This is a genomic window from Gloeocapsopsis crepidinum LEGE 06123 (genome assembly GCF_015207655.1).
Classification (GTDB): Bacteria; Cyanobacteriota; Cyanobacteriia; order Cyanobacteriales; family Chroococcidiopsidaceae; genus Gloeocapsopsis; species Gloeocapsopsis crepidinum.
In genome coordinates this window covers 82,700-93,872 of the sequence record NZ_JADEWN010000012.1, presented here as the reverse complement: position 1 = coordinate 93,872, position 11,173 = coordinate 82,700, and the positions used below count along the sequence as shown (strand labels likewise).

At 42.8% G+C, this 11,173-nt stretch carries 11 protein-coding genes; 3 read left to right on the top strand and 8 right to left on the bottom strand.

Annotated elements, in window-relative coordinates:
• Nucleotides 1-97: 97 nt before the first annotated feature.
• From IQ230_RS07370 to IQ230_RS07345, 5 genes are all read right to left on the bottom strand, one after another.
• The gene (locus tag IQ230_RS07370; RefSeq protein ID WP_228054657.1) at nt 98-367 is read right to left on the bottom strand and encodes an isochorismatase family protein; all 270 of its coding nucleotides are present in this window, start codon (nt 365-367) and stop codon (nt 98-100) included.
• A complete protein-coding gene (locus tag IQ230_RS07365) occupies nt 367-1,248 on the bottom strand; it encodes an SDR family oxidoreductase (RefSeq protein ID WP_193931374.1) in 882 nt (293 codons plus the stop codon). The genes IQ230_RS07370 and IQ230_RS07365 overlap by 1 nt, the downstream gene beginning before the upstream one ends.
• Before the next feature lie 264 nt (nt 1,249-1,512).
• A complete protein-coding gene (locus IQ230_RS07355) occupies nt 1,513-3,024 on the bottom strand; it encodes an aldehyde dehydrogenase family protein (RefSeq protein ID WP_193931372.1) in 1,512 nt (503 codons plus the stop codon).
• A 146-nt stretch (nt 3,025-3,170) separates the two neighbouring features.
• Entirely contained in the window at nt 3,171-4,073 is a 903-nt protein-coding gene (locus IQ230_RS07350) for a helix-turn-helix domain-containing protein (protein ID WP_193931371.1), read from the bottom strand.
• A gap of 157 nt (nt 4,074-4,230) precedes the next feature.
• On the bottom strand, nt 4,231-5,763 hold the full coding sequence (locus tag IQ230_RS07345) for an ABC transporter permease subunit (protein ID WP_193931370.1): 1,533 nt from the start codon (nt 5,761-5,763) through the stop codon (nt 4,231-4,233).
• Nucleotides 5,764-5,904: 141 nt separating this feature from the next.
• Between IQ230_RS07345 and IQ230_RS07340 the strand changes: the two genes are divergently transcribed.
• Complete coding sequence (locus IQ230_RS07340) at nt 5,905-6,675, top strand: amino acid ABC transporter ATP-binding protein (RefSeq protein ID WP_193931369.1); 771 nt, start codon at nt 5,905-5,907, stop codon at nt 6,673-6,675.
• Here IQ230_RS07340 and lipB read toward each other — a convergent pair.
• Entirely contained in the window at nt 6,637-7,395 is a 759-nt protein-coding gene (lipB, locus tag IQ230_RS07335) for a lipoyl(octanoyl) transferase LipB (protein WP_193931368.1), read from the bottom strand. The genes IQ230_RS07340 and lipB overlap by 39 nt on opposite strands.
• A gap of 542 nt (nt 7,396-7,937) precedes the next feature.
• Here lipB and hpf point away from each other — a divergent pair.
• Nucleotides 7,938-8,576: a ribosome hibernation-promoting factor, HPF/YfiA family gene (gene hpf / locus IQ230_RS07330; protein ID WP_193931367.1), complete on the top strand. Its 639-nt coding sequence runs from the start codon at nt 7,938-7,940 to the stop codon at nt 8,574-8,576.
• Nucleotides 8,577-8,778: 202 nt separating this feature from the next.
• On the opposite strand, the gene IQ230_RS07325 is transcribed toward hpf, so the two are convergent.
• Nucleotides 8,779-9,240 carry a peroxiredoxin gene (locus IQ230_RS07325; protein ID WP_193931366.1) on the bottom strand — a complete coding sequence of 154 codons (462 nt, stop codon included), beginning with the start codon at nt 9,238-9,240 and terminating at the stop codon, nt 8,779-8,781.
• Nucleotides 9,241-9,445: 205 nt separating this feature from the next.
• Here IQ230_RS07325 and IQ230_RS07320 point away from each other — a divergent pair, with 205 nt between their 5' ends.
• Nucleotides 9,446-10,051 (top strand): tetratricopeptide repeat protein, encoded by a 606-nt coding sequence (locus tag IQ230_RS07320; protein ID WP_193931365.1) that lies wholly within the window; start codon nt 9,446-9,448, stop codon nt 10,049-10,051.
• Between the two features lie 18 nt (nt 10,052-10,069).
• Here the strand turns inward: IQ230_RS07320 and IQ230_RS07315 are convergent, their stop codons facing one another.
• Nucleotides 10,070-10,966: a metal ABC transporter permease gene (locus IQ230_RS07315; protein ID WP_193931364.1), complete on the bottom strand. Its 897-nt coding sequence runs from the start codon at nt 10,964-10,966 to the stop codon at nt 10,070-10,072.
• Nucleotides 10,967-11,173: the final 207 nt, after the last annotated feature.

The following is an 11,173-nucleotide window of genomic DNA, read 5'->3' as shown; positions in this document are numbered from 1 at the left end:
GCCAGCTTCTGCTTAACTTCTTCAACGCTCTGGTGGGCTACAACTCGACTGACTCTTGCCATAACAGTGCTCGTTTCTCGGTTAACTGCACCCTACCCTAATTGTTCTTTAGAACGCAAGTTCGTATGAGTTGCGAAACACCGGCGATCTCTTTTGGCAAAGTTGTATGACGCGAGAAGAAAACTCGCATTTGGTGAGATCTAGCGACATCAACAACCTGCTTTACCTGCTGAATAAATTCGACGGCATTAGGTAGCTGTTGCGCGATGCCAACTTGCATATCGTAGACTAGAAGCGCCATTTTCTGAGGATGGCAAACATCCTCTAAGGTCATCGGAATAGAGAGTCCAAACGCAGATTGCATCATTAAGCTCCTACAGTTGTTAAAAAGTCTTGCGCGTGAGACTGGACGTAATCTTGAACGAATGCTGCAAACGATGTGGGGGAGTCATGCAAAAGATCTGCGATCGTGCTAGTCACTGCTGATCCTGCTCCCGCTTGCCAACACTCAAATAACTGAGCTTCTGCATCGAGATACCATTCTGGTTCCCCATTCGCGAGTCGTGCAGCTTTCAAATCAGCAGGCGCAACATTAATGTACTGCACGGGTTTGTTGAGGGCTTTCGCAAAATAGTCGGCAACTTGAGCAAAGGAAACCGCTTCAGATCCCGTCAAATCATAAGCTTGATTTTCATGTCCGGATTCACTCAAACAAACAGCGGCTACGGCGGCTACGTCTCGTGCATCGACATGAGAGATTTTTGTGTCTCCTACTGAGTGATAGAACGCACCTTGTTGAGCGATCGCGGAAGTAAACCAACGCATATTCTGCATGAGCATATTTGGACGAAGATGAGTCCAACTCATGCCTGATTTTTCTAGATGTTCTTCAATTTGGCGATGCCATTGCTGAAATGCGCTAGGAAGTTCGCCGGAACGTAATACCGATAGTTTCACAATATGACGAACTCCGGCGCGTTTTGCTGAATCAATAAAATTGCACTCTAATTCAACCTGGCGCGGATCGTTGGGCATCACAAGAAAGGCAGTTTCAATTCCTTGCAAAGCCGCATCTAAACTGTCGGGTTGTGAAAAATCACCTTGGGCAAGTTCAACGCCTTGAGATTGTAGTTTGGTTGCTTTTTTGCGATCGCGTACCAATCCTCTAATTGTGGCGTTTTTGTTCAGAAGATGATGAATCACTTCTCCGCCAATGTTTCCAGTTGCGCCAGTGACAAGAATCGTCATAATAGTTAAGCCTCCTGTTCTTGATCGCTTACATAGTCGCAGTTCCAAGATTCGCAACGGTCATCAAACTACACTTCGGTTTGGAATATGATGCAAATAACTTTGTCATGCGTGGCAGAATTACACAAGTCATGAAAGTCAGCAGCGCGATCGCATTTCCTTATTCAATGAACTCTTGGAAACCAAAACCGAGTACCTCACGTTGAGCGTTATCAAGTGATGGCCAAAGCAATTGCTTTTTCTTCCTTGATATCATCCGTCTCATTAGCTCAAATCGATCCAGATTGATTTTGTGTGGGTATAGTTTTCCATGACTTCTTTGCCACATTCACGCCCAAATCCTGATGATTTGTAGCCTCCGAATGGAACGGAAACGTCATAGACGTTATAGCAATTGATCCAGCAAGTTCCTGCTTGCATTGCGTTCGCCACTCGCAAGGCTTTTTTAATGTCACGAGTATGCACCGCAGCAGCTAATCCGTAGGTTGTGCCATTCGCGATGCGGATCGCTTCTTCCTCAGTATCAAACGGAATCACAGTCAGTACCGGACCAAAGATTTCCTCTTGAGCAATTCGCATCTCATTGGTGGCGTTTGTAAAGATAGTAGGCTGAAAGTAATATCCTTTGCCATTGCTGCCATCGGGGTAGAAGCGCTCACCGCCATACTTTAAGGTAGCGCCATCCTGTTTACCATACTCTACATATTGCATCACTTTCTTGAGTTGTCCGGCATCGGCCAACGGACCAAAAAGTACATCTGGATCAAGCGGATTCCCCATTTTAATTTGACTGACGTACTTAATTAATCCATCTACGACTGCATCGTGAATCGAGCGCTCTAGCAACAAGCGCGATCCTGCCGTACAAATCTCACCTTTGTTGTAGAAGATGCCAAAGAAAGCATTAGCGATCGCGCTTTCTAAATCTGCATCCGCAAACACGATGTTGGCAGATTTACCGCCAAGCTCCATTGTGGTTTTTTTCAGTGTGTCTGCACTATTGCGAATAATGCCAATCCCAACTTCTGTTGAGCCGGTGAAGCTAATCTTGTTGATTGCAGGATGTTTGACCAATTGATCGCCGACTTGACTACCCGAACCTGTAATCATGTTGTATACACCAGCGGGAAGCCCAGCTTCTTCAAAGATTTCTGCCAGTTTGATCGCAGACAAAGGCGTGGCACTTGCAGGTTTATGAATCACCGTGTTACCTGCGGCAAGCGCAGCGGCGATTTTTGTTCCGGCAAGCAGAAGTGGGAAATTAAACGGCGTGATTGCGGCAACGACTCCTAACGGTTCTCGCACGATTGTGACGTGCTTCAAAGTGCAATCTGGTGGAGGAGAAACTGGACGAGTTGCGCCATCGATTTCGGGAGCCATGCCCGCGTAGTAGCGTAATAAATCAGCAATTAAACGAGCATCGATCGTCTTGGCAAAGTGAATTGCCTTACCCATATCAAGCGTCTCACAAAGTGCCAAATCATCGGCGTATTGCTCCATGATTTGGGAAGCACGGGTGAGGATTTGCTGTCGCTCGTGCCCAGTCATTTTTGCCCAAGGTCCATCATCAAAGGCGCGACGGGCTGCTAGAATTGCATCCTCTACGTCTTGTGCTGAAGCTTGGGGAATGTCTGCGATCGCAGCTTCTGTAATCGGGCTAATCGTGGGGCGAGTTTTGCCATCGGATGCCGATCGCCATTGTCCATTAATATAGAGTTTGGCTTGTTTGATCGGCGGATTCGGAATGGCAATTGACTGGTTTGCGGTTGCAGTCATGGTAATTCCTATAGGTATCTGCTAAGAGCATTAGTGAAACTTAGCAACAATTCGTTCTCATCTAAATTTCCTCAAGAAAAAATCAAGATTGATCGTCAATTCTTGCAAAATTTATCGAAATCTTGCTCTCGCGCGCAAACTTGTCATCAAAGTTGTCGGCGGTAGTTGCTGGGCGTTGTGTTTGTGAACTTGCGAAATTGAATTGCGAGTTGATTGGAATTGGAAAAACCTACTCGCGCGGCGATCGCAGCAACTGAAAGCGAAGTTGTTCTCAATAAGTTCTTGGCTTGCTCAATTCGCTGCTGCATCACATACTGGTATGGCGATACACCGATTGATTGCTTAAATAAGCGAGAGAAATAGTATTGGCTCATCTCTAATTCATCAGCGATCGCAGTAACAGATAAATCTTGTGTCAAGTGTTCGTGGATGTATGTTATTGCTTGGTGCAGTTTGCGCTGCGGCAATCCTCCGTTATCCTCGCGTAACGGCTGCTGCCAGTTTGAGTAATGTCTTATTAGGTGAATCGAAAGCGCGATCGCTAACGAGTCTGCAAATAATCGACTACCGACATGACTAGATTCGAGTTCTGCACTCAGCGATCGCCCCAGTTGAGCAACAAACGGATCGTGCATTGCATATTGCGGAATCAGTTCAATACGCTCAATTGTTACTGATTCACGAGCGATTTGAATTAAGTAATTCGGCTCAATAAATACCAAAGAAAAGGGGCTTTCCTGATTCCAGTTTGCTTGGTGCTGAACTGTTGCGGGAACAATCGCAATATTATTTCCACCCCCAAATTGCTCTTGCTGTCTACGCCCGTCAAACCATCGTTCTGCTTGAACTATTAAATCAGGACTATGAATTAAAAGCATATGCCTAATGTGAGCATACTCAGGCGTTTCCCAAGCAGGTTGATAATGTTGTTGGACATAAATACCATTCCACCCTAAGTTTTCACTCGATCGCAGCGGTGGGCGGGGTAAAATCTGTAAGACATTATCTTCTTGAGTAAAGTCAACAATTAAGGATTGTGCTTCTGACATTGCGCTTACTCTTGGCTCATATCATAAATTTTGGATAAAAACGCAAAGTAACCGATAAAATCTGCGGGTGAAATAATACAAGAATTAGGATGGTAGAAACCTTTGTTTCCTCAACACTTCTACTAGATTACGTGCGATAACTCTTAGCAAAATGATATTAAGCACGAGCCTTGCGGCGAGAACGTATGGCAGGATTCATCCATCGCTCAAAGTAGCTGAAGACTTGCGAAGATAATAAGGTTAGGCAAAGATAAATTACAGCAACGGTGGCATAAATTTCAAACGAGCGATAATTTTCTGCAACAATGAGTTGACCTTCGCGGAACAGTTCTTCAAACCCGATTACCGCAACCAAACTGGTATCTTTTAGCAAGCTAATAAACTCATTGCCCAAAGCAGGTAACATGCGGCGGAAAGCTTGGGGAAAGATAATGTAACGCATCGTTTGCACCGAACTCATGCCTAGCGACTGTGAAGCTTCTGATTGTCCAGTGTCAATTGATTGAATTCCACCACGGACAATTTCGGCAATGTAAGCTGCACTATTGAGACTTAAGGCAAGTACAGCGGCGGCGAGACGATTGAGATTAAAAGTAAAACCTAATTCTTGAGCGATCGCAGGTATGCCGAAGTAGATCATAAAAATCTGGACTAGCAAGGGCGTACCGCGAAAGAAATCGATATATGCTCTAGCAGCCCAACGAATTGGCAAAATTTTAGAAAGTCGAATAATTCCAATTAGAGAACCTGCAATCATACCCAAGACGACAGAAAAAGCCGTCAGTTGTAGGGTGATTAAAGCACCACGCAGTAAAGAGGGTAATGCTCGCACAATGACGTTAACTGCAGTTAAGATAAAGGGTGCGCCACCTGTTGCAGTTTCGTCTTGGAAAGGCAGTCTTTCGGGTAAGGGAGGCGGTTCTACACCAAACCACTTTTGATAAATTTGGTTATACGTGCCGTTTTCGAGTAAAGTTGTTAATCCTTGATTGATGAGCGCTAAATTTGGCGATCCTTTTGGGGTGGGGATACCAAAATATTCTTCAGTCAAGAGATCGCCAACAACTCGGACTCCTTGGACGTTACCTGTTTGAATGGCGTATAAAATGACAGGCTGATCGTGGAGTACCGCGTCAACATTACCGTTGAGTAATTCGCGTAAAGTTGTCGGCGCGTCATCAAAGCTACGAACTTGCGCCCCAGGAATTTTTGCAGCTTCTAGCGCCCCAGTCGTACCGATTTGAACTGCAATGCGTCGATTTTGGAGGGACTCAAAACTAGTAATATCTTGATTATTCACACTGGTAGCGATCGCGAGTCCTGATTTGAAATAAGGACGCGAGAAAGAAACGGTTTTGGCACGTTCTTCGGTAATCGTCATCGCCGCAATCGCAGCGTCAATTGTACGCGCTTGTAATGCGGGAATCATCCCTGCAAACGGCAGATTTTGATATTGAATTGTAAATCCTTCTTCTTGGGCGATCGCATTCATCAAGTCAACATCAAAACCCTGTAATTCTCCATCTGGGGACTGAAACTCAAATGGAGGATATGTCCCTTCAACAGCAACTGTTAAGGTTCTACCAGCAGCAGAGGAACCGGAATTATTGCTACAACCTGCAAATAACAGCAAACAACACAACCCAACTACCACACCTAGACGCAGCCAACGCCTTAATGATCCCTCCATATTGCCTTTCTCCTCGGTATTTCTGCGTCCTAAATGTAATATTCAATCTCAAGTAGGTTGACTCGGATGTAGACAAGATTACAATCAACTGTGATGCATCTGAAATAATTTCTACAAAACTTCGCCTTGTGAGACAGGGATATGGTCAACTCCACCGCTGCAATTGCGTTTGAGAATATTGAAAAAAACTTTGGTTCGCTGCGGGTACTGCGAGGAATTAGTGGTGAAATTCACCGTGGAGAGGTTGTTGCCATTATTGGTTCATCAGGTTGTGGCAAGAGTACGCTATTGCGTTGCTTTAATCGTCTTGAAGCAATTGATGGTGGGCGATTGATTGTCAATGGCATGGATTTATCTCAATCCAAATTGAATTATCGCCAACTGCGACAATTGCGATCGCAAGTAGGAATGGTATTTCAGCAATTTAACTTGTTTCCGCACTTGAGTGTACTAGAGAATTTGACAATCGCGCAGCGTAAGGTATTAGGTAAATCCCCGAAAGAAAGCGCCCAACTTGCAGGATTGTATTTAGAAAAAGTCGGGTTGTTTGATAAAGCAAGTGCGTACCCCGAACAACTCTCAGGAGGACAAAAGCAACGCGTTGCGATCGCCCGCAGTTTGTGTATGAATCCGCAGGTGATACTATTTGATGAACCAACCAGCGCCTTAGATCCCGAACTTGTATCCGAAGTTTTGCAAGTGATGCAACAACTTGCTGCTGATGGCATGACAATGGTAGTCGTTACCCATGAAATGCAATTTGCACGGGAAGTTGCTCATCGGGTAATGTTTATGAATCAAGGTCAAGTCGAAGAACAAGGTGCAGCGCGTGAAGTATTAACGCATCCAAAAAGCGATCGCTTGCGGGCTTTTTTAAGTCGATTGAATGAAGGGGTGAGGAGTGAGGGGTGAGGAGTGAGGGGTAAGAAAATCTAAATTAAAATGTACTTCGATCAGGTTGAAATGAAAGACTGCAGCGAAAGCTTGAGTGACGTGTGGAAGCACTTGTTCTAAAGTAATGTCAGGAATCCACTGAGATAAACTGCCAACAGGTTTATCAGAAATCCCGCAGGGGATAATCCGTTGAAAGCCTGTCATATCAGGGCATATATTTAAAGCAAATCCGTGCATTGTCACCCAGCGACTAACTTTAATCCCAATTGCTGCAACTTTATAGCCTTCAAGCCAAACACCAGTTAAGCCTGGTAATCTTTCTCCGTGCAATCCATAAATTGCTAATACACGAATTAATACTTCTTCTAGCTGACGGAGATACCAGTGCAAATCTTTGCAGTGATGTTGCAGATTTAGAATTGGATAGCCGACGAGTTGACCAGGGCAATGATATGTTACTTCGCCGCCACGTTCAACTATATACACGTCATATGTACTTTTGTCAAACTCACATTTAATAAATTTGGGATTAGCGCCTTGTCCTAAAGTATACACTGGCGGATGTTCGAGCAAAATCAAGACATCCTCAGAATCGGAATTGTTAACGCGCTGTTGTAAGAGCGATCGCTGCCATTCCCATGCTGTTTTGTAGGGCACGGTTCCTGCTTTATATAGCAAACATTTGCGACTTTGGTTCACAACGCAGGTGTGAAATAATTTCTTTTTATCCAGTAACATAGCAGAATTTAAGCTTAATTATCAAGACAGTTTATTTCGTTTTCAAATCGTGAAATCAAGAAATGTCAAAAGTTGCAAAGGTTCTTAAAGAGAGTATCAAAGTGTTATGTTTGGCAGAATACAAAGTGTTAAGGTAAATATATAACCTCAAATGGACACGGAGGAAATTGCTTCTTACATAACTACGCCTGCTAACATTGAGAGATGATATGCAAACTATTGACGTTTTGAGAGGAAGTTAATGCATAATAGAAAACCTCATAAAAGATGTCTTATGCAGAAAACTTCAAGAAAGCGAAGCAAGCAAATTCATATAGCCAAAGATATCATTCTCGTCACAACCATAAGGTTTAATAGTCTTATGTAGTAAAAAGTGTGGTAAAAATAGCAACCAATTTTGGGTTTGTGCTCGAAGACTAAAAAAGTGAAACTTATGCTTTAGTACTTAGTAGCTCAAGCGACAATTTGTTGTTATAAAAAGTAGTCTTTCCCCTTGCTAATTTCGTTTCGTTTTAGATAGTACGCCAGCCGGAGAATTGAATATGAAACTAGTCATCCACGGCAAAAACATTGAAATTACTGATGGAATTCGCGAATATGTACATCAGAAAATTGAAAAGGCAGTAAATCACTTTCAAAATTTAACTAACGAAGTGGATGTGCATTTATCTGTAGCACGCAATCCACGCATCAATGACAAGCAAGCCGCAGAAGTGACGATTTACGCCAACGGAAGTGTAATTCGTGCCGAGGAGAGTAGTGAGAATTTATACGCTAGTATCGACATGGTGGCTGATAAGATTGCACGGAAACTCCGAAAATACAAAGAGAAGCGCCACGATAAGAAGACACAAGTTCCGGAGAAGACGAGTATAGCAGTAGAACCACCACCTGTTGTAGAAGATCTCATTGGCGATCGCACTCCTGAACTTCCTGAAGAAGTAGTGCGAACCAAATACTTTGCTATGCCACCAATGACAATCACTGAAGCGTTGGAACAGTTGCAACTAGTCGATCACGACTTTTATATGTTCCGCAATGCCGAAACAGGAGAAATTAACGTCATCTACGAACGCAACCACGGTGGTTATGGCGTGATTCAACCGCGCAACAGTAACGGGAACAGCAAAAATGGTAACACTGAGAGTGCATCACCAGCGGAAAAAGCACATCATCAGTGATAACTTTGCAGAATTTTAACGCAGGGGAGTAGAGACGTTATGAGTGTTGAGTTTAAGTAAGTAAAGTTATGAATGTTGAGTGTTGAGTTAAGAAAATTCTTCTAATTCAAAACTTAAAATAAATGCCTCCCAACTATGAGCGCTTTCCAAAACTCTTTAGGATTCAATTCAAAACTCAAAACTTAAAACTCAAAACTAACAACTAGCCTCTCGCCCCTATCTGTTGCAAAGTTTTCAACGCTTGGTCAACATGACCTTGAAAGTTAAACTGGGAGTTAAAAATATGTTGGACAACTCCCTGTTGATCGATAACATAAGTTACTCTTCCTGGTAATAAACCGAGGGTTGCAGGAACGCCATATAACTTTCTGACTTGGTTGCCAGTGTCACTTAAAAGTGTAAAAGGTAATTGATATTTAGCTGCAAATCGTTGATGCGAGTCGGGAGAGTCAGCACTTACACCAATAACTTCTGCGCCAACATTCTGAAAAACTTCATACTGATCGCGAAAGGCGCATGATTCTTTTGTGCATCCTGGCGTGTCATCCTTAGGATAAAAGTACAAAACGACAGATTTCCCACGAAAGTCACTGAGGCTAACTGATGCACCCGATTGAGAAGGAAGAGTAAAATCAGGAGCCGTGTCTCCAACTTTAACTGCCATAACACCCTTAAATTGTGAACTTTTGTTATCTTAACGCGATCGCACCTTCCAGAAGTAGGGAGCAAGAAGTATCTAATGTACGTCCCAAAACGAAAAACTAGTGGAACTTGTTATCAGAAGTAGCTATTCCAAACCAGTTAAGCTAGAAGAATAAAAAAGCTCGTTTCATACCAATACTCATCTGTATCTCGAAGCGGAGTTGTTTATGAAAAAGCCTTGTATTCTTGCTGGATTATGTCTTGCGATAGGAACTGCCAGTGTTTTTACATGGACTCAACCAAGTTTATCGCTAGATCCTATTAAAGTGGCATTGCAATCTAGTGAAAACTTACAGCAAGCAGAAGTTCACAATAACCAAGGAGTTGAATTAGCAGAACAAGGAAGGTTAGCTGAAGCGATCGCCGCGTTTAATCGTGCTATCTCCGTTTATCCTGAATATGAAAACGCCCATAACAATCTTGGGCTAGCGCTAGGTAATCAAAACAAATTTGCTGAGGCGATCGCTGCGTTTAATCATGCTATCGAAATTAATCCTCGGAATTTTGAAACTTACAACAATTTGGGAATTGCACTTGGAAGTCAAGGTAAATTTGCTGAGGCGATCGCCGCGTTTAATCGTGCTATTCAGATTAACCCAAACGATCCAGTCTCTCGCCAAAACTTAGGAGTTGCGTTTTGGAGTCAAGGGAAAGTTTCCCAAGCAGTTGCATCGCTGCAAAGAGCAAGAGAACTTTATGCTATGCAAAACAATTCCGCAGGTATGGAAGAAGTAGGAGTTATTCTCAACCAGATATCATTACCAGCAGACTAAAACTGTTAGCTAATTGACTTAAGAACGCGATCGCAGTAGATTCTTAATTTCTTTCCAAAAAGCCCATCCCTGTGAATTAGACTGTGGATAGGTTAGGATGCCTTGACTTGGGCTAAATAATAGTGCTAGTACAAAAATGCCAGATGCTACTAAAACAATCGCTGGACCCGAAGGTAAATTATAAAAATAGCTAAGATACATGCCACTAATACTAGCAACAATACCAATAAATGCCCCTAAAATCATCATTTGATTAAGGCGCTTGACAAGTAAGTATGCTGTTGCTCCTGGCGTAATTAATAGTGCTAAAACTAAAATGACACCAACTGCTGTAAGACTCGCTACAATCGTCAAAGCAATTAACACCATCAAGCCAAAATTGAGGAGATTGACAGGTAATCCTGCTGCTTGCGCGCCTACAGGATCAAAAGTGTAAAACAATAATTCTTTGTAGAGTAAAAAAACAACAGCAATCACAAATAAAGAAATAATCGCTGTATTCCAAACATCTTGAGAAGTAACGCCTAAAATATTACCAAATAAGAAATGGTTGAGGTCGATTTTATTCGTTTTCTGCACAATAGTAATTAACGTAATTCCCAACGCAAAAAAGGCAGAAAAAACAATTCCCATTGCGGCATCTTCTTTAATTGGCGATCGCGTCCGAATCAAGGCAATAGCAAGCGTACTGACGACCCCTGCAATAAAAGCACCTACAAAAATATCTGCTCCTAGTATAAAAGCGATCGCTAGTCCTGGTAGTACTGAATGGCTAATTGCATCTCCGAGTAACGCTAGGCGTTGTACCATTAAATAGCTACCCACAATCGCACAAATCACACCAACCAAAACAGCAATCACAAGCGATCGCTGCATAAAACCATACTGCAACGGTTCAATAATAGCTTCTAGCATAAAGCAGAGGTCAGAGGTCAGGGTTCAGGATAATTGAAAGTTGTGATTGTTAAGTGTTAAAGTCCTAACCTTTACTTCTAATACAATTATGTTTAAGTATAAGGTTAACAATTAGCAGTATGTAAGTGTATTTTACTAAAAAAAACGAGTAATTTATCGCCAATTACCAATTACCGATTCCCAATTACCAGAGCAGCCAATAGCTTT